Source organism: Novosphingobium olei (genome assembly GCF_012927405.1).
Lineage (GTDB): Bacteria > Pseudomonadota > Alphaproteobacteria > Sphingomonadales > Sphingomonadaceae > Novosphingobium > Novosphingobium olei.
Genome location: NZ_JABBGM010000003.1, coordinates 100,169 through 126,895, shown reverse-complemented (window position 1 = coordinate 126,895; position 26,727 = coordinate 100,169). Strand labels below are relative to the sequence as shown.

Below are 26,727 nucleotides of genomic sequence, written 5' to 3'. Positions count from 1 at the left end.
AACCAATTCGGACTATTCCGATCGCGTAAGCCCTCTTTTCGCGACGGTCGATGCGCCAGTTCCTGCGTTCTCCCTTGGGCATAGCCCTGCTGATCAGTCTGGCGCTGGGCATCCCCGGCGTCTGGCTGCCGATCAGCTCGTTCTACTGGAACAAGGTGGCGCCGATCATGGCCAGTCCGGCTTCGGACCGGGTGATCATCGTGCGCATGGATCAGGGAGCAGATCCGACGACGGCCGACGCCGCCACCTTGCTCACGCAGATCCGGCGCGAAATGCCTCGAAGCGTGTTCTTCGACGCGAAGGTGTCCTACGGCGTCAATGAGAGCGGGGACGAGGCGCTCCGTCACGCGATCGCTTCGTTCGGACGGGATTTCACGTATGTCGTGCGGGCGCAGAAGCCCGATCAGTTCGAGCCCGATGGCTTCCGACTGCCGCCTCGGCAGATCGTGCCGGATTCGCAAATCGCGATCTCGGCATGGAACACCAACTTCATGTACAAGGCGGAATCCGCGCCCTACTACGTGAGCCTTAACGGGCGGGACTATCCGACTGTCAGCACGGTACTCGCCGATCGGCATTCGGGCGCGCAATCCCAATATTACCCTGATTTCTCAATAGCGCCGTCGACGATACCCACGGTATCCGGCCATGCCTTGCTGCGAGGCGAAATCGCGCCGGGTACTTTCACCGGGCGCTCCGTGGTCCTGACATCGGATCAGGGCGCCCTCATGAGCTATTTCGGCACGAACCTCGTTCAGCCGATCGCGATCGACATCGCCGCTGCCGAAGCGCTGCGCAAACCTCTGTCGATGAGCCTCAGTTTTGTGCCCTTGCTCGTGCTCGTCGGGATGGCTGTGTTTGCCATTCGTGTGATCCGCAGGCAGCGTTATCGCGTCATCTCCTACCTGGCCCTTTTTGGCGCCACCTTGTTCATACCGATGCAACTGCGCGCGTGGGGCATCGTCTGCGAGCCGGATGCATCGATCATGTTTTTCGTGATCTACGCAGCCATCCGCGGATGGCAGAAGCGCACACGCCGGATCCAGCACACGTCGCTGTCCGGCCTTCCGAACCTCGCGGCCTTGTCCTCGCAACAGATCGAAGTGGGGCGAGATGTCGTCGTGGTGGTCGTGGCGCGCTACGAAGAGATGATGGCGACGCTGCCACGCGATCTTCATGGTGAGGTCGCGCGGCAGATCGCCCGCCGCCTTTCGGTCGGCTCTGGCGCGAACGAGATCTATCATGGCGAAAGCGGCCACTTCGCCTGGACCGAGGAAGCGCGCCCGCTCGAAATGCAGCTCAATCATCTCGAAGGCTTGCGCGCGCTGTTCTCGGCGCCGCTGCAGATCGGCGAGCATACCTTCGATACCAATATTCACTTCGGCCTCGACCGGAACGAGGGCCTCGATGCCTCCACCCGCGTCAATTCGGCGCTCGCCAGCGCCAACGAGGCGCTGGCCAATGGGCGCTCGATCGAGCTGTTCGAATCGCAGCGCCTGGTCGAAGCGCCGTGGGAACTGTCGCTTCACGCGCGAATCGAGGAAGGCCTGCGCAACGGCGAGATCTGGCTCGCTTTCCAGCCGCAGTGGGATTTTCTCGAGGGTCGCGTCAGCGGTGCCGAGGCGCTGATTCGCTGGAACCATCCCACACGCGGGCCGATCGCGCCCGATGCCTTCATCCTGCAGGCCGAACGCGCCGGGCGCATCGACACATTGACGTACTGGGTGCTCGAGGAAGCCATCAGCGCGGCACTTGCGCTCAATGCTCTGGGCCCACGGTTCCAGATGAGCATCAACCTCTCCGCGCAGATGGTCGACAAGGCGGACCTTGTCACCAACTTCGCCGAAATCGTTCGCCGACGCCGCATCGAGCCTTCGCTGCTCACCATCGAGGTTACCGAAACCTCGAGCGTGCGCAATCGACCCGCGGCCTGTCACAACCTCACCAAGCTGCGCGAGATGGGTTTCCGGCTGTCGATTGACGACTTCGGCACGGGCGAGGCCAGCCTTGCCTATCTCGCCGACCTGCCAAGTGACGAACTCAAGCTGGACCGCCGCTTCGTCTCGCGCCTGCTCGACAGCGAACGCGACCGGGCGATCATCACCAGCACGATCGGTCTTGCCCACGCCCTGCGCCAGTCGGTCGTTGCCGAGGGAATCGAGGACGCCGCAACTTTCGCGATGCTGCGCGATCTCGGCTGTGACCATGCCCAGGGATACTACCTCGGAAGGCCGCAGCCCTTCGCGGTTTTCCTCAGCGATTACGAACAGGGAAGGCGCCGAGCAATTTCCGACGTTTAGGTCTTGTTAACCAAAGCGGGTAATGATATTTAAGCTTCCGTCACCGTGGATGGAGGCTTTTATGCGTCGTTGGGATTTCTGGTCCTGGGCCCTCAAGTGAGCTGATCCTGCGGGATCACTTGCTTGCCTCAGGCAAACAAAAGCAAAAAGCCCGGGTGTCGAACCCGGGCTTTTTTTGTTGGATTTCCGCCATTTGGTGGCAACTTCCAGCAGGGCGGGCGTTCAGTCCTCGCCGTGGCCCAGCGCCAGGTACTCCTGGCTCTGCATCTCCATCAACCGGCTGACGGTGCGGTCGAAGGCGAACCGGCCTTCGTCATCGCCTTTGCCCCGCGAATCATAAAGGTTAACGGGATCTGCCGCCGCCGTGGCGATCAGCTTGACCTTGTGTTCGTACAGCGCGTCGATCAGCGTGATGAAACGCATCGTCTCGTTGCGCAGTTCGGCGCCCAGGCGCGGGATCGCGACGACGATCACCGTGTGGTACTTTCGCGCGATCGCAAGGTAGTCGGCCGCGCCGCGCGCTTCGGTGCACAGCCGCTTGAAGCTGAACACCGCAACGCCCTTCAGGCTCTTGGGAACGTGCATCGTCCGGCCTGTGCCGACGTCGATATCCGCGCTGGGCACGTTGGCGCTGTCTTCGGGCGGATAGTCGGTCAGCCGGAAGAACGCCTCGCGCACCGCCTCGGTCGATTCGGGTCCGATTGGTACATGCCACGTGCCCACGCCCCGCATCCGCTCCATGCGGTAATCCACCGGCCCGTTGAGCGTCAGCACGTCGAGCCGCTGTTCGACCAGCGCGATGAACGGCAGGAAGTGCTCGCGGTTGAGCCCGTCCTTGTAAAGGTTCGCCGGGACCCGGTTCGATGTCGTCACCACCACGACGCCGTGGTCAACGATCAGCGCGGTGAACAACCGGCTCATGATCATGGCGTCGGCGCTGTTGTTCACGACCATCTCGTCGAAGCACAGCACGCGCGTCTCCGCCGCGATGCCCGCTGCCACCGGCAGGATCGGATCGCCGCTTTCCTTCTTGCGCTCCTCGCGCAGCCGGGCGTGGACGTCGAGCATGAATTCGTGGAAGTGCGCGCGGCGCTTGGCGGGGACGTCCAGGTTGTCGTGGAACAGGTCCATCAGCATGGACTTGCCGCGTCCCACATCGCCCCACATGTAGATTCCGCGGGGGCTTTCGGGCGCCTTGCGACCGAGCAGCTTGCCCAACAGGCCGGGCGAGGGCGGCGGGCTCTCGAGCTCGCGCTGCAACGCGTCGAGCTTCTGTGCCGCTGCCGCCTGTTCAGGATCGGGCTTCAGTTCGCCGGCGGCCACCAGCGCGGCATAGCGGGCGGCAACGCTGCCCATCAGCGCGAAGGTTTGCGGATCGTGCCGTTGAACGCGGCGATCGTTTCCTCGCCCTGTTCGACCAGCCCGCGCAGGAACACCAGCCGCTTGGTTTCGCGCAGCACTTCGACCACCGCGTCGAGCGGCTGGTCGAGCCTGCCGGCACCGATGAACTGGGTCGAAAGGTCCAGCGTTACCGATCCCGCCGCATTTCCGTTTAGGATCAGCCGCATGCCGGTGAACAGCGCGATGTCGATCAGTGACAGCGTCGCGCCACCGTGTACCGCATCGAGCAGGTTCGAATGCTTGCGCTCGGGAAACATCCGCAGCCGCGCCCGGCGCTTTCCGTCCGGCCCGTCTTCCAGCCGGGCGACCAGCTTGCCGATGGCGTTGGCGTTGTAGCGGGTCGGATCGGCCAGGTCCCAGGTCAGCCAGCCCTCATGCTCGGGGCTGGGCTCGACCCGGAAACCGGTCATCATCTCGGTCATGGCGAAACGATCAAGTATGGATGGTCAGGCCGGACGCGATCAGATCGCGCGTTCGGCCTGCATCTTCTTGATCTCGGCGATCGCGCGCGCCGGCGACAGGCCCTTGGGGCAGACGTTGGCGCAGTTCATGATCGTGTGGCAGCGATAGAGGCGGAAGGGATCTTCCAGTTCGTCAAGCCGCTCGCCGGTCATCTCGTCACGGCTGTCGGCCAGCCAGCGATAGGCCTGGAGCAGGATCGCCGGGCCAAGGAACTTGTCGCTGTTCCACCAGTAGCTCGGGCACGACGTCGAGCAGCAGGCGCACAGGATGCATTCGTACAGGCCGTCGAGCTTTTCGCGCTGTTCGGGGCTCTGCAGGCGCTCCTTGCCCGAAGGCGTGGGGCTGACGGTCTGCAGCCAAGGGCGGATCGAGGCGTACTGCGCATAGAAGTGCGTGAAATCGGGGACCAGGTCCTTGATCACTTCCATGTGCGGCAGCGGCGTGATGCGGATCTCGCCGTTCAGGTCTTCGATCGCGGTGGTGCAGGCAAGGCCGTTGCGGCCGTTCATGTTCATCGCGCACGAACCGCAGATGCCTTCGCGGCATGAACGGCGGAACGTCAGCGTCGGGTCTTGCTCGCCCTTCATCTTGATCAGCGCGTCGAGCACCATCGGCCCGCACTGCTCAAGATCGATCTCGAACGTGTCGTAGCGCGGGTTTTCGCCGCTGTCCGGGTCGTAGCGATAGACCTTGAACTTCCGGATGCGACCATTGGTGGCCGCGGCGTGGTGGCGCGACTTGCCGGTGATCTTGGAATTCTTCGGAAGCGTGAAGGTTGCCATCTACTGTTTCCCCGATGCGCTATTCGAATCGTCCTTAGCGAATGCGCAGGGCAGGGCAAGTGCTCAGGAGGGCAGGTGGCAAGTCTCTGCCTTGATGGAAGTGCAGGGCGCGGGAGGCCTGACCATCACCCCGGCGCGCCCTGCGTCGGCGCGGTCAGGCGCCAGTGTTCACCGTCGTCGCCACTTTGTTGAACGTGCCGGAGAGCGAACTGCCCAGCGAGCTCATCGCCGTGATCGCCGCCACCGCGATCAGCGCTGCGATAAGGCCGTACTCGATCGCCGTGGCGCCGCGGGTATCGCTCATCAGAGTGCGAATGGTCTGCATGGATCGTCCTTCTTCCATATCGTTGGACCCCTGCGGCGTTCTCTAGATTTAAACTATGAATAATTTATAACTTTGGTTTGTTTACGCCCTCCGTTTCGACAAGGGCTTGCGCCTCACGACAAGGGGCGCATCCTCGTGTGCAAACAAAGGGGATGAAGGGCATGGGCGGTTTCTGGGACAGGGTCGTGGTGCCGCGGCTGATCCGGTGCGCCTGTTCGGCGCCCGGCATCATGGATTTGCGCGCACAGGTGGTGCCCAAGGCAAAAGGCGCCGTGTTCGAACTTGGCTGCGGGGGCGGGCTCAACCAGAGTTTCTATCGCGCTGAGGCGATCAGCAGTTTCGCCGGGCTCGATCCCTCGCCGTTGGGTCTTGACCAGGCACGGGGTGAAGCCGCGCGCAAGGGCTGGCAGGCCGACTTGCGCCAAGGCGAGGGCGAGGCGATTCCCTTTGCCGATGCAAGCTTCGATACGGTCGTGTGCACCTACACGCTTTGCTCGGTGCACAGCCCGGCCCGTGTGCTGGGTGAACTGCGCCGGGTGTTGCGGCCCGGTGGGCGTCTGCTCTTTGCCGAGCATGGCGCGGCGCCCGATCCGGGCGTCGCGCGCTGGCAGCGACGGATCGAGCCGGTGTGGAAGCGCATCGCCGGGGGTTGCCACCTGACACGTCCCGTCATCGCCGGGATCGAGCAGGCGGGATTCACCGTCGCACCCGGCGGGCGGCGCTACATCGACAAGACCCCGCGCTTTGCCGGCTGGATGGAGTGGGGCGAGGCAGTCCGCGCAGACTGACCGCTGACACGAAAAAGCCCCGCCGGTCCGTAGACCAGCGGGGCCGTTTCCATCCGGTCAGGCGCGCTGGATCAGGCGCCGAACGTCCGCTGCCACCAACCGCGACGCGGCGTGCCGCCTTCCTCGCCTTCGGTGGTCTCCCCCCCGTTGGCTTCCACGGTCTGTGCCGCAGGCGACGTCTCCGCTGCCGGGGCCGGTTCGGCTTCGACCGGAGCGACATCCGCTGCTGGGACGGCTTCGGCTTCAACGGCCGCGTCGGCCTTCTTGCGGCGCGTGCGCTTGGGCTTGGCCGGGGCCTCTTCGGCCACCGGCGCAGGCTCGGCCACCACTTCGGTCACGGCTTCGGCCGGAGCGGCCTCTGCTGCAACGTCGGCCTTCTTGCGACGGGTGCGCTTGGGCTTGGCAGGCGCTTCCTCGCCAGCCGCTTCGGCAGCGGCCACTTCGGCAGGCGCTGCCGCGACCGGTGCCGCTTCTGCCGGCACGTCTTCGGTCACGACCGGAGCTGCTTCGGCGGCAGCGTCGGCCTTCTTGCGGCGGGTGCGCTTGGGCTTGGCCGGCGCTTCCTCGGCAACCGGCTCGGCCTCGAGGGCAGGCGCCTCGACCGCCGGCGCTTCGGCGACCGGCGCGTCCGCAGCGACGGCATCGCCTTCACCGGCTTCGGTCTCGGCTTCGTTGCCTTCGGTCTCGTTGCCCTCGTTGTCGCGACCGCCACGGCGGCGACGGCTGCGACGGCGACGGCGGCGACCGCCGCGCTCTTCGCCATTGCCCGCTTCGCCTTCGCTCGCGTCCCGACCTTCGCCGGCGCCTTCGGCTTCGTCGGTCTCGGTCTCGACGGCCTCGCCTTCAGCGGTCTCGCTGCCTTCGCCGCCTTCGTCCTCGCGACGATCGCGACCGCGACCGCGCCGACGCTTGCGGCGCTTGCGGCGACCGCCTTCATCGCCATCGCGACTTTCGCGGCCACCATCGCGCGGCTCGCGCTCGCGGCGGCCTTCGCTGTGGTCTTCGGTGGCTTCGTCCTCGGTGTCGTAATCGTCTTCGATCTCGTCGTCCTGGTCCTCGACCAGCTCCACGATCGGCGCGAACTTCGGCACGAATTCGTTGCGGGGCCCGCGCGAGGCGACGCGCATCTTCGCGCCTTCGTTCTCGCCTTCGGGGATCACCTCGACCGAAACGCCATAGCGGTCCTCGATCTCGGCAAGATCGGTGCGCTTGGCGTTGAGCACGTAGATCGCCGCTTCCTGTGAAGCATAGAGCGTGACGACGGTGCCCTTGCCCTTGGCGGCTTCGTCCTCGATCAGGCGCAGCGCCGAAAGGCCGGCGGACGATGCGGTGCGGACCAGGCCCGAACCATCGCAGTGCGGGCAGGCACGGGTGGTCGCTTCCAGCACGCCGGTGCGCAGGCGCTGGCGGCTCATCTCCATCAGGCCGAAGCCCGAGATGCGGCCGACCTGGATGCGGGCGCGGTCGTTCTTGAGCGCGTCCTTCATCGCCTTTTCGACCTTACGGATGTTCGATCCGTATTCCATGTCGATGAAGTCGATGACGACGAGGCCCGCCATGTCGCGCAGGCGCAGCTGGCGGGCGATTTCGCGCGCGGCTTCGAGGTTGGTGGCAACCGCCGTCTGCTCGATGCCGTGCTCCTTGGTGGAACGGCCCGAGTTGATGTCGATCGAGACCAGCGCCTCGGTCGGGTTGATCACGAGGTAGCCGCCGCTCTTCAGCTGCACCACCGGATCGTACATCGCCGTCAGCTGGTCCTCGGCGCCATAGCGCTGGAACAGCGGCACCGGGTCGGCATACTGCTTCACCCGTTTGGCGTGGCTGGGCATCAGCAGCTTCATGAAGTCCTTGGCGGCGCGGTAGCCGTGCTCGCCTTCGACCACGACTTCCTCGATCTCGCGGTTGTAGATGTCGCGGATCGCGCGCTTTACCAGGTCGCTGTCCGAATGGATCAGCGCCGGCGCGCTCGACTTCAGCGTGCGCTCGCGGATCTCGTCCCACAGGCGCGCGAGGTAGTCGAAGTCGCGCTTGATCTCGGGCTTGGTGCGCTGCAGCCCGGCGGTGCGGACGATGCAGCTCATCGAACGGGGCAGTTCCAGCTCGGAAATGATCGTCTTGAGCCGCTTGCGGTCCGCGGCCGAATTGATCTTGCGGCTGATGCCGCCGCCGTGGCTGCTGTTGGGCATCAGCACGCAGTAGCGGCCAGCGAGGCTGAGGTAGGTGGTCAGCGCCGCGCCCTTGTTGCCGCGCTCTTCCTTGACGACCTGCACCAGCAGCACCTGGCGGCGCTGGATCACGTCCTGGATCTTGTAGCGGCGGCGAAGCGCCATGCGCTTGGCGCGCAGTTCGTCGGCTTCCTTGCCCTGCGCACGGCCCTGGCGACGGCCACGGCGCGGACGGCGCTGGCCGCCCTCTTCGTTGCCTTCGTCCGATGCCTCGGCGCCTTCGTCGGCATGATCGGCATCGCCGTCATCGTCGAAGCCGTTCTCGACCACGCCGCCTTCGATCGTGGCGACATGGTCCTTCTCGGAGGTGTCGACTTCGGTCACGCCGCCGGAGAAGTCGCCTTCGTCCGATGCGTCGTAGCCTTCCTCGCCCCCAAAATCCTCGCCTTCGTACTCGTCGTCCTCGGCGTCCTCGGCAGCGCGCAGCGCGGCCTCTTCCTCGGCGTGCGCGGCTTCTTCGGCCAGCAGCGCCTCGCGGTCTTCCTTGGGGATCTGGTAGTAGTCGGGGTGGATTTCGCTGAAGGCCAGGAAGCCATGGCGATTGCCGCCGAAATCGACGAACGCCGCCTGCAGCGACGGCTCTACGCGCGTAACCTTGGCGAGGTAGATGTTGCCCTTGATCTGCTTGTGATCCGCAGATTCAAAGTCGAATTCTTCAATACGGTTGCCCTTGAGCACCGCCACCCGGGTTTCTTCCTGGTGGCGCGCATCGATCAGCATGCGCGTGGTCATTATGGATTCTCCAGCCGCGCCGCCGCGGGACAAAGCCCGGGAACTTGGCGCGGATCGTTGTAGTGGCGCGAATGGCGTGCGCGCCGGCTTCGGGCCGGCGCTGTCGCTTCGCGAATGCGGTGGTGCCGGATGCAAGCGCGGACGGATCGTCCATGCGCGAGCCGCCCGGCGGCGGCAGGTTCGTGTCTGCGGTAATGACGATCGGCGATAGTGCGCGCTTGCCGATCAGCGCCCGAGCGGCCGGTCCCGCGAGGGGACCTTTGCGCTGGACGTCAACTCGGCTCATCATCACGGCATCAACCTCTGGCGCGGGGGTTGGCGCGAATGCGCTTGAAAGTTCCCCCGCAATTCTTCTCTCGCAAGTCGGCGGCCGGGTGCCACTTTGCCCTGTCCCCTTGCGGCTCCTTGCGCTTTGCCAGCACATTCCTGCGGAACCTTGGGCCGGGCCTGGTACACCAATCTGGTGCCTGCCTGCTTGCGATACTTGGGGTGCTAGCACTGCAATTGCAAAGCGGCAATTAAATTGCATTGCGGATAGATGACGCAATTTCGCGGGGCCTCGAAGGTTTGGCAACCTATCCTGCCTGCACCAGATCGACACCCGATGCGTACCCGGCGAAGCAAGAACATGCTGGACCGGTTCGGCCGTGCCGTTGCATAGCGGCGATGAATGGAAGGGCGCGCGATCTTTGTCAGGCAGGCGGCACTGGCGCTGGGGCTCGCCCTGCCGCTGTCGCTGCTGGTCGTCGTGGGCGTGGGCGTGTGGAAGGTGCGTCAGGTCGCGCGCGCCCAATCCTATGTGATCCACCTTGCGCTGCCCGATGCCGGCGCGCGGCTCGGCCTGCCGCCGATCGAAGGCCCGGCCGATAGCAGCCGTCCGCTGGTGGTGATCGATGCCGGCCACGGCGGGCACGATCCGGGCGCAAGCGGCGCCAACGGCACCCGCGAAAAGGACGTCACGCTGCTGCTCGCCCGCGCGGTGCGCGATGCCCTGCTGCGCGAAGGCCGCCTGCGCGTGGCGCTTACCCGCGATGCCGACCGCTTCCTCGTGCTCGATGAACGCGCCGATCTGGCCCGCAGGCTGGGGGCGGACCTGTTCGTTTCGGTCCATGCGGATGCCGCGGGCAACGATCAGGCGGGCGGCGCCACGGTCTACACCCTGTCCGATCGCGGCAGCGATGCGCTGGCCGATGCGCTGGCCCGGCGGGAAAACCGCGCCGACGGACCTGTTGCCGATGTCAGTGCGTCCAGCGCGGTGTCCTCGATCCTGGTCGATCTGTCGCAGCGCGAAATGCGCGAAAGAAGCGTCGCTTTCGCCGATCTCGTCGTGCGCGAAGGGCAGGGCCGCATCGCCTTCCACGCAGACCCGCGCCGCCAGGCGGCCTTCGTCGTGCTGAAGTCGCTCGATCTGCCGTCCGCGCTCGTCGAAGCGGGCTACATCAGCAATGCCGACGATGCCGCGCGCATGGTCGATCCCGCCTGGCGCGCCCGCTTCGGCGAAACCATCGCGCGCGCCGCCACGATTGCGCTCGCCCGGCGGGAAGCAGCCCCCTGACCTGCGCAACGCGGCACCCTTACAGGTGCGTCGTCATCCACAGCGCCATGGCGATCATGCCCAGGTTTTCGACCAATGAAACGAACCCCAGCGGCACGTTCGACGATCCGCCGACGCACGCGCACTTCAACTCGCGCCGGTCGATGTAAACCGCCTTGAACACCGAAACCGCGCCCACCGTGCCGATGAACAGCGCCAGCGGGATCGACAGCCATGGCAGCACGCCCGCGATCATCAGCACGCCGGCCAGCGCCTCGGCGAAAGGGTAGACATAGCCATAGCGCACCCAGCGCTTCGCCAGCAGGTCGTAGTTGAGGAACATCGTCGAAAACCGCTCGACATCCTGCAGCTTCAGCAGCGCCAGCGTCGCCATGCTGATCCCGCCGAACCACTGCAGCGCCAGCGCGGTGAACGCTGCGCCCAGCGCCGCCTTGCTCGCCGCCAGCGCGATCAGCGCGGTCATCGCGAACAGCGCCGCGACCGGGCGATAGCTGGTTGCCCCGGCCACCGGCACGGGGATGCCGAAATGGCGGCGCAGGTCATCGTATCCGCCGATCCGCTTGCCATCGATGAACACCTGCGGCGTCGTTGCCACGCCATGCTCCGCCTTGAACGCGTCGGTCTGTTCGCGGGTGGCCAGATGGTGGTCCTCCACCGCAAAGCCCTTGCGCTTCAGCAGGTCGAGCCCCTTCAGGCCATAGGGGCACGTGTGGCTCGGCATGACCATGCGGTAAAGCTCGGCGGTCGAACCGGTCTTGGCAGGGCCGGTCTTGGCAGGGCCGGTCTTGGCAGGGATGGACACGGGGCCTCGCTCCTCGTTGCTTGTATCGTGACCCACCCTATCTAGGGTCCGTACCATGGTGCGGAGTCAAGGGGTGGCCCGATGAAGCAGATGACGATCGCGGGCCTTGCCCGTTCCGGCGCGGTCGGCGTCGAAACGGTGCGCTATTACCAGCGGCGCGGATTGCTGGCGGAACCGCCGCTGCCTGCAGGCGGCGGTTTCCGCACCTATGGCGATGACGATGTGCGGCGCCTGCGCTTCATCCGCCAGGCGCAAGGGGCGGGCTTCACGCTCGAACAGATCGCCGAACTGCTCGATCTCGATTCGGTCGACGACCGCGCCCGCGCCCGCCAGCTGGCACGCTCACGCATCGCCGAACTCGATGCGCGGATCGCGGAAATGCAGGCCGCGCGCGATGCGCTGCAGCGCCTTGCCGACGATTGCGGTCGGGGCGGGCAGGGGGCCTGCCCGATCCTTTCGGCCTTCGATCAGGCAAGTCGCTCCGCCGTCTGACCGCTGCTAGGCCATTACCTGCGCAGCCCCGCTGGCGTTTGCGCAAAGCGGCGTGCTAGAGGGGCGCGCAAGATGGCCGACGATTTGCCCGAGAACGAGCCCGGCGCGCAGCGCTTCCGTATCCGCCGTGGCGTTGGCCTGCTGCGCTCGCCGGGCCTCGCCCGCGTCGCCGATGTCTGGCGCTCCAGCAAGTGGGTGCGCCGCGCAGGCTATCTGCTGGCCGCTCTGGTTCTGGCCTATGCGCTGCTCTGGGTCACGGTGATCCGCACGCTGCCCTCGGCCGACAAGTTGCTCACCTACCAGCCGCCGCTGCCCACCATGGTGCGCGGCAACGATGGCGAGATCGTCTCGAGCTATGCCCGCGAACGCCGCGTCCAGCTGCGCTTCGTCGATTTTCCCGAACCGCTGATCAACGCCTTCCTCTCGGCCGAGGACAAGACGTTCTGGACCCATGGCGGCGTCGATGTGTTCGGCTTTGCCGGCGCGGTGGTCGATTATGTCACCAAGTACGGCTCGGGCCAGCGCGCGCGCGGCGGTTCGACGATCACCCAGCAGGTCGCCAAGAACATCCTCGTCGGCGATGAATACTCGGTCAGCCGCAAGCTCAAGGAAATCCTGCTCGCCCGCCGCATCGAAGGCGTGCTGAACAAGCAGCAGATCCTCGAACTCTACCTCAACGAAATACCGCTCGGCCGCCAGAGCTTCGGCGTCCAGGCCGCCGCGCGCGCCTATTTCGACAAGGACGTGGGCGATCTCAAGCTCAACGAAGCGGCCTTCCTCGCCATCCTGCCCAAGGCGCCCGAACGCTATGGCCGCAAGAAGTACGAGGAACAGGCGATCACCCGCCGCAACTGGGTGCTCGACCAGATGGTCAAGAACGGCTGGGCCACCGCGGCGCAGGCCGAAGAGGCCAAGGCGCAGCCGCTGGGCCTCGTCCCCCGTCGCAGCGAAAACTACACGGCCGACGCCGGTTACTTCCTCGAAGAAGTGCGCCGCCAGCTGATCGACAAGTTCGGCGAAAATGCCGAAGAGGGCCCCAATTCGGTCTATGCGGGCGGCCTGTGGGTGCGCACCTCGCTCGACACCCAGCTCCAGACCGCGGCGCAAAGCGCGCTGCGCACCGGCCTGTTGCGCTATTCCGCCGGCCGCGCCTGGCACGGCCCGATCGCCACCATCGATGCGGGCGACAGGTGGCAGACCGAACTGATCACCAGCAACATCTCGATCAACTATCAGGACTGGCGCGTCGGCGTCGTGCTGTCGCGCAGTGGCGGGTCGGGCACGATCGGCTTCAGCGACGGCAAGACCGCGCCGCTCTATGGCATGCCCGATGCGATGAAGGCGGGCGACGTGATCGCCGTCGCGCCGTCGGGCGGGGGCTGGACCGTGCGCACCGTGCCCGAAGTGTCGGGCGGCATGGTCGTCGAAGATCCGCAGAGCGGCCGCGTGCTCGCCATGCAGGGCGGGTTCGATGCGCGCCTCGGCTCGTTCAACCGCGCCACGCAGGCCCAGCGCCAGCCGGGCTCCACGATCAAGCCCTTCGTCTATGCGACCGCGCTCGACAACGGCATGACCCCGGCCTCGCCGGTGCTCGACGGCACCTTCTGCGTCTACCAGGGCGCCGCGCTCGGCCAGAAGTGCTTCCGCAACTTCGACATGCGCGGGGCAGGGGGCACCCACACCATGCGCTGGGGCCTCGAACAGTCGCGCAACCTGATGACCGTGCGCATCGCCAACGATACCGGCATGGACAAGGTCGTGCGCACCATCAAGAACGTGGGCATCGGCGATTACCAGCCGTTCCTGTCGATGGCGCTGGGCGCGGGCGACACCACCGTCGCGCGGATGGTCAACGCCTATGCCGCGCTCGCCAACCATGGCCGCCAGCACGAACAGACGCTGGTGGACTACGTGCAGGACCGCAACGGCAAAGTCGTGTGGAAGGCGGACAACCGCGAATGTTCGGGCTGCAACATGCCCCGCTGGGACGGGCGGCCGATGCCGCGCTTCAAGCCGCTGGGCAAGCAGGTGATGGACCCGCGCACCGCCTACCAGGTCGTCCACATGCTCGAAGGCGTGGTCGTGCGCGGCACCGCCGAAGTGCTGGCCGACCTGAAGCTGCCGCTGTTCGGCAAGACCGGCACCACCACCGGTCCCACCAACGTGTGGTTCTGTGGCGGCTCGCCCGACATCATCGCCGGCCTCTACATGGGCTACGATTCCCCGCGCAGCCTGGGCGGCTATGCCCAAGGTGGTCGCACGGCCGCGCCGATCTTCAAGCAGTTCGTGCTCGATACGCGCAAGCGCTGGTCCGATACCCCCTTCACCGTTCCGGCCGGCGTGCGCATGGTCAAGATCGACCGTGTTTCGGGCAAGCGCGTCTTCGCCGGCGTGCCGCAGGACGATGAGCGCAAGGCCAGCGTGATCTGGGAAGCGTTCAAGCCCGATACCGAACCAAAGCGCACCGTCCGCGCCGAAGAGCTCACCGCCAAGGAAGCGGTGATCGAAGCGATCAAGCGCGCCCGCGCCGCGCGCGGCCTGCCGGTGCAGCAGGATGCAGCGCCGGCCGACGAAGGTGATTTCCTGGAAGAGCAGGGCGGCATCTACTGATTGCTGCCCCTTGGAGCGGGGCCGCTGGAATTGTGTTGTCGGCCGCCCGCGCTGTGATAGCGTCGCGCCCATGAACCGCTTCATTGCCAAGGCCTTGCTCGCCGCTCCCGCCGCAGCCGCGCTCGCGCTTCTCGCGCCCGCCGCTGCCAATGCCGAACTGGCGCAGGGCGCGCTCGCGCCCGATTTCACCGCGCAAGGGGCGCTCAAGGGCAAGCCTTTCGCCTTCCACTTGCGCCAGGCGCTGAAGAAGGGCCCGGTCGTGCTCTACTTCTATCCCAAGGCGTTCACGCAAGGCTGCACGCTCGAAGCCCACGCCTTCGCCGAAGCCAGCGCCCAGTTCGCCAAGGCCGGTGCGCAGGTCATCGGCATGTCGAACGACGACGTGCCCACCCTGCAGAAGTTCTCGACCGAAGCCTGCCGCGACAAGTTCGCCGTCGCCGCCGCCACGCCGCAGATCGTTTCGGCCTATGACGTCGATCTCAAGCAGGGCGGCGTCTCGACCGGCCTCACCAAGCGCACCAGCTATGTCATCGATCGCAAGGGCAAGGTCGTGCTGGTCCACTCCGACATGGACTATCGCGATCACGTCAAGCTGACGCTCGCCGCCGTCCAGAAGCTCAAGACCGCGCGCTAAACCGATTGCCGCCAGACACCCGTGACCCCGGATCAAGTCCGGGGTCACGCAGATGATGCGGCACCTGCAGCTTCCAGCCGGCCCACTGTATACCCACCCCCCTTTACAAGGCGCGCCGCTCCGCTAAGCGGCGTCCTTCGAATTTTCGAGCCGGAGTGCAACGACATGCGTGCCGAAGGGCAGGCCCACATCGACCGCATCAACGCCGCATTGGCGCTGGTGCGCAAGTTCCTCGACTGGGACCGCGCCGTGCGCCGTCTCGACGAGCTGAACGCGCGCGTCGAGGATCCCAAGCTGTGGGACGATCCGAAGAAGGCCGAGGAAGTGATGCGCGAGCGTCGCCGCCTCGAAGCCGCGATCGGCGCGGTCAACCAGATCGGCCAGGAAATGGCCGATGCGATCGAGTTCGTCGAACTGGGCGAGATGGAAGGCGATGACGATACCATCGCCGAAGGCCTCTCCACGCTCGCCGCGCTGGCCGAACGGGCCGACAACGACAAGATCCAGGCGCTGCTGGCGGGCGAGGCGGATGCCAACAACGCCTTCCTCGAAGTCCACGCGGGCGCGGGCGGCACCGAAAGCCAGGACTGGGCCGAAATGCTCCAGCGCATGTACACGCGCTGGGCCGAACGCCACGGCTACAAGGTCGAACTGCTCGATTACCACGCGGGCGAAGCGGCCGGGATCAAGAGCGCCACGCTGCTGATCAAGGGCGAGAACGCCTATGGCTATGCCAAGACCGAAAGCGGCGTGCACCGCCTCGTGCGGATCAGCCCGTATGACAGCTCGGCCCGCCGCCACACCTCGTTCAGCTCGGTCTGGGTCTATCCCGAAATCGACGACAATATCGAGATCGAGATCAACCCCGCCGACCTGAAGATCGACACCTACCGCGCATCGGGCGCCGGTGGCCAGCACGTGAACACCACCGATTCGGCGGTGCGCATCACCCACGTGCCTTCGGGCATCATCGTGGCGAGCCAGATCGACCGTTCGCAGCACAAGAACCGCGCCACCGCGATGGGCATGCTGAAGGCGCGGCTCTACGAAGCCGAGCTTGCCAAGCGCGAGGCGGCGGCCAGCGGCGAATACCAGGCCAAGACCGAGATCGGCTGGGGCCACCAGATCCGCTCCTACGTGCTGCAGCCCTATCAGCAGGTGAAGGACCTGCGCACCGGCGTGGTCTCGACCAACCCGACCGACGTGCTCGACGGCGCGCTCGATCCGTTCATGGCCGCGGCGCTTTCGCAGAAGGTCACCGGCGAAAAGGTCGACGTTTCGGACGACGATTGATGGTTGTCAGGCGCGGCAGGGCGGACATGCCCTTCCGGGCCGTGCCGAAATGTGGCGAGTTTTTGGCAAAGGGCGCGGCATCCTCTTTCGTTTGCGCGCAATTGCTCCTAAGCGGCAGGCAATCAGCGGACTTGCTGGCGGGGACCGCTGGCTGGCAGGTTTACGGTGCCCGGTGGCTCGGATCGGGCACAGCGGGGCAGGGTTGAAAGAAGGCTATGTCTGGTTTCAAGGGTTTGAGTCCGATTCTCTATGGTGGCCGCGAAGTGTGGCCGCTGGTCGAAGGCGGCAAGGGCGTCGCGGCGACCAACCACATGAGCTCGGGCGCCTGGGCGGCCGCTGGTGGCATCGGCACGGTCAGCGCGGTCAATGCCGATAGCTACGACGCCGAAGGCAAGATCGTGCCGCAGGTCTATGCCCAGCTCACCCGCAAGGAACGCCACGAACAGCTGATCCGCTATGCCATCGATGGCGCGGTCGAACAGGTGAAGCGCGCTTACGACATTTCGTCGGGCAAGGGCGCGATCAACATCAACGTGCTGTGGGAAATGGGCGGGGCGCAGGCCGTGCTCGAAGGCGTGCTGGAAAAGACCCGCGGCCTCGTCACTGGCGTCACCTGCGGCGCGGGCATGCCCTACAAGCTGTCGGAAATCGCGCAGCGCTTCAACGTGCACTACCTGCCGATCGTCTCGTCCGGACGCGCGTTCCGGGCGCTCTGGAAGCGCGCCTACAGCAAGGTGCCTGAGCTTCTTGCCGCCGTGGTCTATGAAGATCCGTGGCTCGCCGGCGGGCACAACGGCCTGTCGAACGCCGAAGACCCGAAGAAGCCCGAAGATCCCTATCCCCGCGTCAAGGCGCTGCGCGATGTGATGCGCGCCGAAGGCGTGTCGGACGATGTGCCGATCGTGATGGCGGGCGGCGTGTGGTTCCTGCGCGAATGGAACGATTGGATCGACAATCCCGAGCTTGGCAAGATCGCCTTCCAGTTCGGCACGCGGCCCTTGTTGACCGAGGAAAGCCCGATCCCGCAGGCGTGGAAGGACCACCTGCGCACGCTGGAGCCGGGCGACGTCCTGCTTCACCGCTTCTCGCCAACCGGCTTCTATTCCTCGGCCGTCCGCAATCCCTTCCTGCGCAGCCTCGAAGCGCGTTCGGAACGCCAGATCCCCTATTCCAAGGTCAGCGCGGGCGAACACACCGTCCAGCTCGATGTCGGGGTGAAGGGCAAGAACTTCTGGGTCACCCCCACCGATCTCGGCCGCGCGCGCGCCTGGCACGGTGCAGGCTTCACCGATGCGCTGCGCACGCCCGATGACACGATCGTCTTCGTGACCCCGGCCGAGCGCGAGGAAATCCGCAAGGATCAGGCCGATTGCATGGGCTGCCTGTCGCACTGCGGATTCTCGTCGTGGAAGGACCACGACGATTACACCACCGGACGCCTCGCCGATCCGCGCAGCTTCTGCATCCAGAAGACCTTGCAGGACATCGCCCACGGTGGCCCCATCGACGAAAACCTGATGTTCGCGGGCCACGCCGCCTACCGCTTCAAGCAGGATCCGTTCTATTCCAACGGCTTCACCCCCACGGTGAAGCAGCTCGTCGACCGCATCCTGACCGGCGATTGAGCGTGCGGCTGCCCCCTCTTCCCGTACGCGGAAGGGGGCGGCGCCCTTCGGGCGATTGACAGGAATCGCCATTCTAATTTAAAAGTCGTGTCGTTCGCTTCGGCGGACACAGCCTGGTGATCGGCACCCGCGCTTCTGCGGCTGGCCGGTCTGGGATGGCGTCGCATTACGCGCGCCAGCTGCAGGCCCCACAGCGTTTAGGCGGGATGATCCCGCGTGGTGGGTGCGGGCATGCAGGATTGATACGACAAGCACAGTTGCGCGCCCGCTCCCCGTGATCGGAGGAGAGTGATCGCATGTCCGCATTTGTCCGCAACGCATGGTACATGGCCGCCTGGAGCCAGGAAGTGCCGAACGACGGCTTCCTGCCGCGCACGCTGCTGGGCGAACCCTGGTTGATCCTGAAGGCCAGCGATGGCGCCCACGTCATGATGGCCGACCGATGCCCGCACCGCTTCGTGCCCTTGAGCCGGGGCAGGCGCGTCGGCGATGCCGTTGCCTGCGGCTACCACGGGTTGACCTTCGGCACCGATGGCGCCTGCGTGTTCAATCCGTTCGGTCGCGAAGTCCCGCCCGAAGCCCGGGTGCGCACGCTGCCTCTGATCGAACGCCACGGCGGCCTGTGGTTCTGGCCCGGTGATGCCGAAAAGGCCGATCCCGCCACGATCCCCGACTTCGCCTTCATCGACGATGAACACGATGCGCGCGATTGGCTGGTGATGGATGTCGGCTACGAACTGATCTCCGACAATCTGCTCGATCTCAGCCATGCCGAATTCCTCCACGTCGAAACCTTCGGCGTGAACGGGTCGCTGTTCGAATGCGGCAAGCAGACGGTCGAAACCGACGAGACCGGGGCGATCTGGAACAAGTGGGACATGGACTCCAGCCGCGCACCCGCCTGGACCGTGCCGATGCTGGGGGAAGGCGCACGGGTCGATCAGTGGCTCCACATCCGCTGGCACGCGCCGGCCTCGCTCGCGCTGTTCATCGGCCTTGCGCACGAAGGCACCGGACGCACGCAGCCGGTTGTGCCGCCGATGGCCAACCCGCACATCCTGACGCCGAAGAACGAGACGGAAACGCACTACTTCTTCACCCGCGGCCATGGTGCCGAAGCCGAAGCGATGGCGCGCAAGGTCTTCCTGGAAGAGGATGAACCCATGATCCGCGCGCAGCAGGCGGCCATGGCGGGGCAGGATTTTTGGGCGCTGCGTCCGGTGATCCTGCCGTCGGATGCCGCCGCGATCCGCGCGCGGCGCAAGCTGATGCAGATGCGCCGTGAAGAGGCTGCGCCGGACGCGGCTTAGCCGCACGCGGCTTAGCCGCACGCAGGCATGGGTTGCGTATGCAAGGTGCATCCGCAACCGCCTCCAACCCCTTTCCTACAGGCGGGCACGGCCCTAAAATCACGCCCGCCATCGGAAAGATGCCGTCTAATCAGCGGCTTGCCCGTCGCGCCTTGTGTCGGCGGGCGAAATCGCGATTTTCCTCTTTGAAGTCTGTCAACTTTGTCAACTTGGCGGATTTGGAAGGGCGCCTTTCGGTGTCTTTCGCCCGCGCTCGGCCCGCCGCGACTCAGTCGAATTCCCAGGCCCGCTCGCCGTGGCTGATGATGTCGAGCCCCTCGCGTTCCTCGTCCTCGGTCACCCGCATCGGGATCACCATGGCCACCATCAGCGAAGCGATCACCGTCGCCACCGCACTCCACAGCGCCACTACGCCCACGCCCACCAACTGGGCGATCAGCTGCCGGCTCATCCACATGCCTTCGGCATAGCCCGTGCCGCCCAGCTTGGGCGAAATGAAGACCGCCAGCAGGATCGAACCGGTGATCCCGCCCATCCCGTGCACGGCGAAGACGTCGAGCGAATCGTCGATTTCCAGCTTGAACTTCACCAGCAGGATCATCGGGTAGCACACCGCCACCGACGCCAGCCCCAGCAGGATGGCCGCGCCCGGCGCGATGAACCCGGCGGCCGGGGTCACCGTGGCAAGGCCCGCGATGGCGCCGGTGGCAAAGCCGATCGAGGTCGGTTTGCCCACAGCGATCCGCTCGACGAGGATCCACGCGAGCGCGGCGGTGCAGGCGGCCAGATGGGTGTTGATGATCGCGGCGGCCGCATCGTCGTTGGCGGCCAGCGCCGATCCGCCGTTGAAGCCGAACCAGCCGACCCACAGCAGCGCCGCGCCCGCCATGGTCAGCGCCGGGCTGTGCGGCAGCATCAGCGTCTTGGGAAATCCGTTGCGCTTGCCCAGCAGCAGCGCCACGACCAGCGCGGAAACGCCCGCCGTGGTGTGGACCACGATGCCGCCCGCGAAATCCAGCGTGCCGAACTTGCTGGCAAGCCAGCCGCCGCCCCACACCCAGTGCGCCACCGGGGCGTAGACGATCAGGCTCCACAGCGCGGCAAAGCCGACCACCCAGCCGAAGCGGGCGCGATCGACCCAGGCGCCGACCATCAGCGCCGGCGTGATCAGCGCGAAAGCCATCTGGAACAGCGCGAAGGCGCTTTCGGGCACGTCTGTCGCATTGCGCACGTTGCCCAGATTCAGCAGCATCCAGGCGTTGCCGCCGCCCAGCCAGCCGTTGCTGACATCGCCGAACGCCAGGGTGTATCCGCACACGACCCAGATGATCGAGGCCACCGCCGCGATCGCGCCGGTTTGGACCATCACGGCCAGGAAGCCCTTGGCGCGCACCAGCCCGCCGTAGAACAGGGTGAGGCCGGGCGCCGCCATCATCAGCACCAGCGCGGCCGAAACGAGGATCCAGGCGGTATCGCCGCTGTCGGCGATGTCGACGTCGCTGGTCAGGCCGGCGGTCTGCGCATGGGCCAGCAACGGAAACGCGACCAAAGCGGCAGCCAGTGCCGCGCCCAGAACCTTGCGCATGGTGATGACGTTCTCCCTCTTGCCCGGTGGCGGCAAGGCACACCGGACAGCCGACCCTCTCTGGTCGCGCGGTCTAGGCAACGATCTGGCGTGCCGCAAGTATTACGCGCACGATCGTTGTGTGTGATCGGGACAGGTCGGCGCCGGTCCGCGGGGAGCGTCAGGCCCAGCCTTCGAGCACCTGGTCGGGCGGGCGGTGACCATCGGCCCAGAAGCGGATGTTGGCGATGACCTTTTCGCCCGAGGCGATGCGCCCTTCGAAGGTCGCGCTGCCCATGTGCGGCAGGATCGCCACATTGTGGTGCGACAGCAGGCGCGGATCGACCGAGGGTTCATGCTCGAACACATCGAGCCCCGCGCCGCCGATGCGCCCTTCGACCAGCGCGGCAATCAGCGCCTCTTCCTCGATCAGGCGGCCCCGCGCGGTGTTCACGATGTAGGCGTGCGGCTTCATCAGCGCGATCCGCCGCGCATCGATCATGTGGTGGGTTTCGGGGCTGGCCGGGCAGTGCAGGCTCAGCACGTCCGCTTCTGCCACCAGCGCGTCGAGATCGGGTTCGAACCGCGCGCCGAGCATGTTCTCCAGCCCTTCGGGCAGGCGGTGGCGGTTGTGGTAGACCACGGCAAGCCCGAAGGCGCGGGCGCGGTGGGCCACCGCCTGACCGATCCGGCCCATGCCGACAATGCCGAGCACCTTGCCCCCAAGGCGGTGGCCGAGCAGCGTGGAGGGCGCCCAGCCTTCCCAGTTGCCCGCCCGCAGCACGCGGCCGCCGTGGTTGAGCCGGCGCATCACCGAAATGATCAGCGCCAGCGTCATGTCGGCGGTATCGTCGGTGAACACGCCGGGAGTGTTGGTGACGGGAATGCGCCGGGCACGGGCGGCGGCAAGGTCGATGTGTTCGGTCCCGGCGCCGAAGTTGGCGATCAGGCCGAACTGCGGGCCGGCGGCGGCGATCAGTTCGGCGTCGATGGTATCGGTAACGGTCGGCACCAGCACGTGGGCGCTGGCCAGCGCTGCGGCCAGCGCGGCGCGGTCCATCGGGGTGTCGGTGGTGTTGAGCGTCACGTCGAACAGCTCGGCCATCCGCGCCTCCGTTTCCGGCAGCAGACGGCGGGTCACCACGACGCGCGGCTTGCCGTCCACGCGGCGGGCGGGGCGATAATCGGCGGGGGCGGCAGACTGGCTCATCGTGGATCTTCGCTAAGCCGCTTGGCGAGTCCCGGTCAAGCCGCGACCTGCGTGTTGCGAAGTGCCCGATCGCGAAGACCGTGGAACAAGTCCGCAGCAGGGCATTGTCATGATCGATCAGCGGTGTATCGGATGGAATCGCATGCAAGCCTTCTCGATCGTGTCCAAGCGCCGTGCGCTGCTTCCTCTTTTCGCAGGTCTGTCGCTGGCGCTTGCCGCGGGCGCTCCGGCCCGTGCCGAGGACGACAGCGGCGTTCCCTACTGGGTGTCGCTGCGCAAGCAGCCGGCCAACCTGCGCGTGGGTCCGGGCCGCGAATACCGGATCAGCTGGGTCTACGTGCGGCCGGGCGTGCCGCTCAAGGTGCTGCGCGTGATGGGCGGCTGGCGCCTGATCCAGGACCCGGACGGCGCGCGCGGCTGGATGCTGGCGCAGTTCCTGACGCGCACCCGCACCGGCATCGTCAAGGGCGGAGAAGCCGCGATCCGCGAGAACAAGGACGGGTCCGGCAAGCTGATGTGGCGCGCCGCGCCCGGGGTCGTCGCCAAGCTGGACGATTGCGACAGCGGCTGGTGCAAGGCCGACATCGATGGCCGCAAGGGCTATATCGAAGCCGACAAGGTGTGGGGCGCAGGCAACCCCTGAGCTGCGATCCGCGCGCAAGGTGCCTGAAGTGGTAAGGTCAGCCCTTCGACAGGCTCAGGGCGGGCGGAGTTGTGAGGCGGCCCTTTGACAGACTGCTCAGGGCAAGCGGATTGCGCTAATCGTTTGCATTCCTAAACCGCACGCATCCCTTGACCGTCCGTGCTGAGCTTGTCGAAGCACTGCATTTCTTCGTCAGCGACGGGCCCGTGGCAAGCGGCTTCGGGCGAGGTGCCGGCAACCGCCCTTGCGAGCGATTGCCGGCCATCCGGATCAGACCAGTTCGACCGCGATCGCGGTGGCTTCGCCGCCGCCGATGCACAGGCTGGCAACGCCCTTCTTGAGGCCCTTGTGCTTGAGCGCGCCGATCAGCGTGGTGACGATGCGTGCGCCCGAGGCACCGAGCGGGTGGCCGAGCGCGGTGGCGCCGCCGTGGACGTTGATCTTGTCATGCGGGATGCCGAGATCGTGCATCGCAAACATGGCGACGCAGGCGAAGGCTTCGTTGACTTCGAACAGGTCAACGTCGGCAACGCTCCAGCCGGCCTTGGCGAGGACCTTCTGGATGGCGCTGACCGGCGCGGTGGTGAACTTGGCCGGTTCCTGCGCGTGCGCATCGATCGCGACGACCTTGGCAACCGGGGTCAGGCCCTTGGCCTTGGCGGTGCTTTCGCGCGTCAGCACGAGCGCGGCCGCGCCGTCCGAGATCGACGAGGACGAGGCGGCGGTGATCGTGCCGTCCTTGCCGAAGGCGGGCTTCAGCGTGGGGATCTTGTCGGGGCGGCCCTTGCCGGGCTGTTCGTCGGTATCGACGACGACTTCGCCGCTGCGCGTCTTGACCGTGACGGGCACCACTTCGCTGGCAAAGCCGCCATTGGCGATGGCCGCCTGCGCGCGCGACAGCGACGCAATGGCGTATTCGTCCTGCTGGGTGCGGGTCAGCTGGTATTCGTCGGCGGTGGCCTGCGCGAAGGTGCCCATGGCGCCGCCCTGATAGGCATCTTCCAGGCCATCGAGGAACATGTGGTCATAGGCCGTGTCATGGCCGATGCGTGCGCCCGAGCGGTGCTTCTTGAGCAGGTAGGGGGCGTTGGTCATCGATTCCATGCCGCCTGCCACGATCAGGTCGGCGCTGCCCGCGGCGATGGCTTCGGCAGCCATCATCACGGTCATCATGCCCGAACCGCAGACCTTGTTGACGGTGGTCGCTTCGACCGACTTGGGCAGGCCCGCCTTGATCGCGGCCTGGCGGGCCGGTGCCTGGCCAAGGCCGGCGGGCAGCACGCAGCCCATGTAGATGCGTTCGATGTCTTCTCCGGCAACGCCCGCGCGCTCGACCGCGGCCTTCACCGCCGTGGCGCCGAGATCGGTCGCCGCGACATCGGCGAAAACACCCTGCATGCCGCCCATCGGGGTGCGCGCATACGAGAGGATGACGACGGGATCGGCGGCGGAGAACTGGGCCATGGCGCGGGTTCCTTGGTGTGGTAGAACGACGGCCGAGTGGCCGATCATCTGGCGATCTAATGGTGCGGCGCAACAATTGCAAATGACAGGGCGACCGATCAGGGGGATGTCGTGAAGGGGCGGGCAGGGTGATCGCGGGCGTGGATGCTACCTCGGTGCAAGGGACGGCCGCGCTGATTGCGGGGGCCGGGGTGCTGGGCGCAATCGTCGGTTCGTTCCTTGGCGCCACGCTGGCGCGGCTGCCCGCGGGACGGTCGGTCGTGACCGGACGATCGGCGTGCGACGGCTGTGGCAAGACATTGAGCGCAAGGGAACTGGTGCCCGTGCTTTCGTGGCTGGCGCAAGGCGGCAAGTGCCGCGCCTGCGGTGCGCCGATCGGGGCGTGGCAGCTGGGGGCCGAAATCGGCGCGGCGCTGGTGGCGATGGGCGCGGTGGCGTTTGCGATGCAGGGCACGGTGCTGGCGGCCATGCTGCTGGGCTGGCAACTGCTGCTTCTGGCGCTGCTCGATGCCCGGCACATGTGGTTACCACGTATGCTGACCGCCTTGCTTGTCGCCAGCGGAGTCGCGGTGGCGGCGACACACGCCTACGCGATCGGGGATCTGCTGCCGCTGGAGCTGGCGCTGCTGGGTGGCGCGCTGGGCTTTGCGGCGCTGTGGCTGGTGGCCTTTGCCTATCGCCGAGTGCGCGGGCGCGAGGGGATGGGCGGGGGCGATCCGCCGCTGATGGGCGCGATCGGGGTGTGGCTGGGGCCGCAAGGGGTGATCCTGACAATTCTGGGCGGCACCCTGATCGGCCTTGTTGCGGTCCTTGCGCTTTTTGTGGCCGGGCGTAAACTATCTGCTGATAGCGTCCTGCCGCTCGGAACCTGCCTTGCCATTGCGGCCTGGCCGCTGTTCGTGTGGGGCGGCGGGGTCTGATACGAAAACGTTCTGAGAGACAAACGGGGAGCGAGCGATGGACGTGATGGGCAAGGACGCGATGCAGGGCATTCTCGACCGGCAGCGCAAGGCGTTCACCGCGGCCCGGCCCGAGGCGCTTTCGGTGCGCAACGACCGGCTGGAGCGCTGCTTCACGCTGATGAAGGAACATGGCGAGGACTTTGCCCGGGCGATGAGCGCCGATTTCGGCCATCGCAGCCACGAACAGTCGATGATGACCGACATCATGCCTTCGGTCAGCCTGTTGCGCTATTGCCAGAAGAACCTGAAGAAGTGGTCGAAGCCCGAGAAGCGGCACGTCAACTTCCCGCTGGGTCTGCTGGGTGCCAAGGCCGAGGTCCGCTACGAACCCAAGGGCGTGATCGGCGTCGTCGCGCCATGGAACTTCCCGGTGCAGCTGACCATGGGGCCGCTGATCCAGAGCTTTGCCGCGGGCAACCGGGTGATGATCAAGCCGTCCGAGTTTACTGAACGCACGTCGGACCTGATGGCCGAGCTGTTCCCCAAGTATTTTGCGGAAGAGGAAGTCGCGGTCGTGCTGGGCGGGGCGGACGTGGCGCAGGCGTTCTGTTCGCTGCCGTTCGACCACCTGCTGTTCACCGGAGCGACCGGCATCGGCAAGCACGTGCTGCACGCGGCGGCCGACAACCTGGTGCCGGTGACGCTGGAACTGGGTGGCAAGAGCCCGACGATCCTGTCGCGCAGCGCCGACATCAAGCGCAGCGCCGAGCGGATCGGCCTTGGCAAGATGATGAACGCTGGGCAGATCTGCCTTGCGCCCGACTACATGCTGGTGCCCGAGGAGCTGGAGGGCCAGGCGATCGACGCGGTGCGCGAAGGCGTGAGCGCGATGTATCCCACGCTGCTCGACAACGACGACTATACCTCGGTCGTCAATGCGCGGCACCGCCAGCGGCTGCAGGGCCTGATCGACGATGCGCTCGACAAGGGGGCAGAGGCGGTGGTGGTGAACCCCGGCAACGAGAACTTCGAGACCACCAACGGCAACAAGATGCCGCTGACCATCCTGCGTGGCGTGAACGACGGCATGAAGGTGATGCAGGAGGAGATCTTCGGCCCGGTGCTACCGGTGAAGACCTATCGCGGCATCGACGAGGCGATCGACTACATCAACGCGCACGACCGCCCGCTGGGGCTGTACTACTTCGGCGAGGACGAGGGCGAGCGCGAGCGGGTGCTGACCAGGACGATTTCGGGCGGGGTCACCGTCAACGACGTGATCTTCCACGTATCGGCCGACGACCTGCCGTTCGGCGGGGTGGGGCCTTCGGGCATGGGCAGCTACCACGGGCCGGAAGGCTTCAAGACGTTCAGCCACGCGCGTTCCGTCTATCGCCAGCCGAAGTTCGACCTCGCCAAGATGGCTGGGCTGAAGCCGCCCTATGGCGCGGCGACGCAGCGCACGCTGAAGATGCAGCTGAAGTAGGCGCGCCGGGGCACGGGGGCTTTCCGGGCGGCAGAAGGGCGGCCCTTGGACAGGCACAGGGCGGGCGGCTGGCTCCAGGGGGCGGTTGGCAGTGCACGGAAGGAGGCATGATTGCGGCCGTT

The 26,727-nt window shown here is 66.3% G+C and carries 21 protein-coding genes; 12 read left to right on the top strand and 9 right to left on the bottom strand.

All coding sequences use genetic code 11. From position 1 onward, the window contains the following. The first annotated feature begins 50 nt into the window (after positions 1–50). Positions 51–2,300 carry an EAL domain-containing protein gene (locus HHL27_RS22390; RefSeq protein ID WP_240959591.1) on the top strand — a complete coding sequence of 750 codons (2,250 nt, stop codon included), beginning with the start codon at positions 51–53 and terminating at the stop codon, positions 2,298–2,300. 222 nt (positions 2,301–2,522) lie between these two features. On the opposite strand, the gene zapE is transcribed toward HHL27_RS22390, so the two are convergent. The 4 genes from zapE to HHL27_RS08395 all read right to left on the bottom strand — a co-directional run bounded on the left by zapE (position 2,523) and on the right by HHL27_RS08395 (position 5,270). Next, positions 2,523–3,656: a cell division protein ZapE gene (zapE, locus tag HHL27_RS08410; protein WP_169492958.1), complete on the bottom strand. Its 1,134-nt coding sequence runs from the start codon at positions 3,654–3,656 to the stop codon at positions 2,523–2,525. Further along, positions 3,656–4,123, bottom strand: a complete 468-nt coding sequence (locus HHL27_RS08405; RefSeq protein ID WP_169492957.1) for a PaaI family thioesterase — start codon at positions 4,121–4,123, stop codon at positions 3,656–3,658. The genes zapE and HHL27_RS08405 overlap by 1 nt, the downstream gene beginning before the upstream one ends. 39 nt (positions 4,124–4,162) lie before the next feature. Continuing rightward, on the bottom strand, positions 4,163–4,945 hold the full coding sequence (locus tag HHL27_RS08400) for a succinate dehydrogenase iron-sulfur subunit (RefSeq protein ID WP_169492956.1): 783 nt from the start codon (positions 4,943–4,945) through the stop codon (positions 4,163–4,165). Positions 4,946–5,099: 154 nt separating this feature from the next. After that, the gene (locus HHL27_RS08395) at positions 5,100–5,270 is read right to left on the bottom strand and encodes a Flp family type IVb pilin (RefSeq protein WP_169492955.1); all 171 of its coding nucleotides are present in this window, start codon (positions 5,268–5,270) and stop codon (positions 5,100–5,102) included. 161 nt (positions 5,271–5,431) lie between these two features. Here HHL27_RS08395 and HHL27_RS08390 point away from each other — a divergent pair, with 161 nt between their 5' ends. After that, complete coding sequence (locus HHL27_RS08390; RefSeq protein WP_169492954.1) at positions 5,432–6,058, top strand: class I SAM-dependent methyltransferase; 627 nt, start codon at positions 5,432–5,434, stop codon at positions 6,056–6,058. Positions 6,059–6,129: 71 nt separating this feature from the next. Here HHL27_RS08390 and HHL27_RS08385 read toward each other — a convergent pair whose 3' ends face one another. Next, positions 6,130–9,015 (bottom strand): Rne/Rng family ribonuclease, encoded by a 2,886-nt coding sequence (locus HHL27_RS08385; RefSeq protein ID WP_169492953.1) that lies wholly within the window; start codon positions 9,013–9,015, stop codon positions 6,130–6,132. A gap of 670 nt (positions 9,016–9,685) precedes the next feature. Here HHL27_RS08385 and HHL27_RS08380 point away from each other — a divergent pair. Continuing rightward, a complete protein-coding gene (locus HHL27_RS08380) occupies positions 9,686–10,570 on the top strand; it encodes an N-acetylmuramoyl-L-alanine amidase family protein (RefSeq protein ID WP_169492952.1) in 885 nt (294 codons plus the stop codon). A gap of 19 nt (positions 10,571–10,589) precedes the next feature. On the opposite strand, the gene HHL27_RS08375 is transcribed toward HHL27_RS08380, so the two are convergent. Further along, positions 10,590–11,297, bottom strand: a complete 708-nt coding sequence (locus HHL27_RS08375) for a glutaredoxin family protein (protein WP_169493276.1) — start codon at positions 11,295–11,297, stop codon at positions 10,590–10,592. Between the two features lie 156 nt (positions 11,298–11,453). Here HHL27_RS08375 and HHL27_RS08370 point away from each other — a divergent pair, with 156 nt between their 5' ends. From HHL27_RS08370 to HHL27_RS08345, 6 genes are all read left to right on the top strand, one after another. After that, a complete protein-coding gene (locus HHL27_RS08370; RefSeq protein ID WP_169492951.1) occupies positions 11,454–11,864 on the top strand; it encodes a MerR family DNA-binding protein in 411 nt (136 codons plus the stop codon). 72 nt (positions 11,865–11,936) lie between these two features. Next, positions 11,937–14,474 (top strand): penicillin-binding protein 1A, encoded by a 2,538-nt coding sequence (locus HHL27_RS08365; protein WP_169492950.1) that lies wholly within the window; start codon positions 11,937–11,939, stop codon positions 14,472–14,474. Between the two features lie 70 nt (positions 14,475–14,544). Beyond that, entirely contained in the window at positions 14,545–15,108 is a 564-nt protein-coding gene (locus HHL27_RS08360) for a peroxiredoxin (RefSeq protein ID WP_169492949.1), read from the top strand. Positions 15,109–15,273: 165 nt separating this feature from the next. Beyond that, complete coding sequence (gene prfB / locus HHL27_RS08355) at positions 15,274–16,401, top strand: peptide chain release factor 2 (RefSeq protein WP_169492948.1); 1,128 nt, start codon at positions 15,274–15,276, stop codon at positions 16,399–16,401. 215 nt (positions 16,402–16,616) lie between these two features. Beyond that, positions 16,617–18,026 carry an NAD(P)H-dependent flavin oxidoreductase gene (locus HHL27_RS08350; protein ID WP_169492947.1) on the top strand — a complete coding sequence of 470 codons (1,410 nt, stop codon included), beginning with the start codon at positions 16,617–16,619 and terminating at the stop codon, positions 18,024–18,026. Between the two features lie 296 nt (positions 18,027–18,322). Beyond that, the gene (locus tag HHL27_RS08345; RefSeq protein ID WP_169492946.1) at positions 18,323–19,336 is read left to right on the top strand and encodes an aromatic ring-hydroxylating oxygenase subunit alpha; all 1,014 of its coding nucleotides are present in this window, start codon (positions 18,323–18,325) and stop codon (positions 19,334–19,336) included. 268 nt (positions 19,337–19,604) lie between these two features. On the opposite strand, the gene HHL27_RS08340 is transcribed toward HHL27_RS08345, so the two are convergent. After that, positions 19,605–20,921 (bottom strand): ammonium transporter, encoded by a 1,317-nt coding sequence (locus HHL27_RS08340; protein WP_169492945.1) that lies wholly within the window; start codon positions 20,919–20,921, stop codon positions 19,605–19,607. 160 nt (positions 20,922–21,081) lie between these two features. Next, positions 21,082–22,110: a 2-hydroxyacid dehydrogenase gene (locus tag HHL27_RS08335; RefSeq protein ID WP_169492944.1), complete on the bottom strand. Its 1,029-nt coding sequence runs from the start codon at positions 22,108–22,110 to the stop codon at positions 21,082–21,084. A 142-nt stretch (positions 22,111–22,252) separates the two neighbouring features. Here HHL27_RS08335 and HHL27_RS08330 point away from each other — a divergent pair, with 142 nt between their 5' ends. Beyond that, on the top strand, positions 22,253–22,753 hold the full coding sequence (locus tag HHL27_RS08330; RefSeq protein WP_169492943.1) for an SH3 domain-containing protein: 501 nt from the start codon (positions 22,253–22,255) through the stop codon (positions 22,751–22,753). Positions 22,754–23,023: 270 nt separating this feature from the next. On the opposite strand, the gene HHL27_RS08325 is transcribed toward HHL27_RS08330, so the two are convergent. Then, entirely contained in the window at positions 23,024–24,217 is a 1,194-nt protein-coding gene (locus HHL27_RS08325) for an acetyl-CoA C-acyltransferase (RefSeq protein ID WP_169492942.1), read from the bottom strand. Between the two features lie 140 nt (positions 24,218–24,357). Here HHL27_RS08325 and HHL27_RS08320 point away from each other — a divergent pair, with 140 nt between their 5' ends. Further along, on the top strand, positions 24,358–25,137 hold the full coding sequence (locus tag HHL27_RS08320) for a prepilin peptidase (RefSeq protein ID WP_338114852.1): 780 nt from the start codon (positions 24,358–24,360) through the stop codon (positions 25,135–25,137). Positions 25,138–25,174: 37 nt separating this feature from the next. Then, positions 25,175–26,605, top strand: a complete 1,431-nt coding sequence (locus HHL27_RS08315; RefSeq protein ID WP_240959589.1) for a coniferyl aldehyde dehydrogenase — start codon at positions 25,175–25,177, stop codon at positions 26,603–26,605. Positions 26,606–26,727 lie beyond the last annotated feature (122 nt).